This is a genomic window from Larkinella sp. C7 (assembly GCF_006149005.1).
Lineage (GTDB): Bacteria > Bacteroidota > Bacteroidia > Cytophagales > Spirosomataceae > Larkinella.
On the sequence record NZ_VBSL01000160.1, the window covers coordinates 1 to 455 of the forward strand.

At 39.3% G+C, this 455-nt stretch carries 1 protein-coding gene; it reads right to left on the bottom strand.

Annotation, left to right across the window (positions count from 1 at the left end; genetic code table 11):
- Positions 1–298 precede the first annotated feature (298 nt).
- A partial coding sequence (locus tag FH871_RS34900; RefSeq protein WP_305036628.1) for a Veg family protein occupies positions 299–455 on the bottom strand: 157 nt, incomplete at its 5' end.

Here is a 455-nt window from a genome sequence, read left to right on the forward strand (position 1 = left end):
AAGCCAGTAAAATCGACTGGCCTAACCTCGTGTTGCAATGAAACTCCCTAGTTTTCAAGAAATCATCCGCTGGATAATTTCTTCTTGCGTCCGCACTTTTAAACGACCTTCCCTTTTCAAAATCGATCTTATTTTGAAAATGAAAGAGTAAGGTAGCTAGGTAAGTCGCCATAGCGATTACCGTAGTTTATCAGTGACTTTTAAGCACTGATAAACTTGCTAGGTTAGAAAGCATCAAAAATGAAAATTTTGATGTTTGTTGAGTATAAGTAAAGAAAAAAGCCCTTGGGCAGGCTTCTTAATCTTCATCAAAATAGCGAATCAGGCTCTTTTGGGTCAAAATATCTGAGTAAGTGTAGGATTCTACATAGGTGTTGCTGATTTCACCAGGTTGGCTGGCTTGGTCGCTATACTCAACGATAAAGAGCGATGGATAAACCTCAATCAGTCGACCG